1 protein-coding gene is annotated in these 472 nt (G+C 72.0%); it reads right to left on the bottom strand.

What is annotated here, in order from left to right; translation table 11 throughout:
- Positions 1-472, bottom strand: a 472-nt coding sequence (locus R1101_RS29050; protein WP_016935870.1) for a Mur ligase family protein, incomplete at both ends; no start/stop codon positions are given.

Consider the following 472-nt stretch of genomic DNA (forward strand, 5'->3'; position numbering starts at 1 on the left):
TGAACCCGCCGACGGCGAACTCGGTGGCGTCGACGCGACCGAGTGCGAGGGCATGGCTGGAGACTTCCATCACCACCGTGTCGACACCGCGTTCGCGCATGACGGCGAACAGGGCGTGCAGCTGCGGCGCCTCGGGGGTCGTGAGGGTGCTCGGCACGCGGATCCCCTCGATCCGGGTCTCCACGGTGCCGACGAGACCTACGACGCGTCCGGCCGCGACCAGGCCGGCCTCGACGAGATAGGACGTCGTGGTCTTACCGGACGTGCCCGTGACGCCGATGACCTGCATGCTCCGGGAGGGGTGGCCGTAGACGGTGGCCGACGCCACGCCGAGGGCGGCACGCGGCTCGGGATGGACGAGGACCGCGACCGGATCCGAGGTGGCCTCGGCGACGAGATCGCGGCCGGCCTCGTCGGTCAGCACGGCGACGGCTCCGCGTTCGAGTGCGGTGCCGTCGCCGTGCTGACCGAC

It is taken from the genome of Rhodococcus sp. R1101 (genome assembly GCF_000278445.1).
Lineage (GTDB): Bacteria > Actinomycetota > Actinomycetes > Mycobacteriales > Mycobacteriaceae > Rhodococcus > Rhodococcus gordoniae.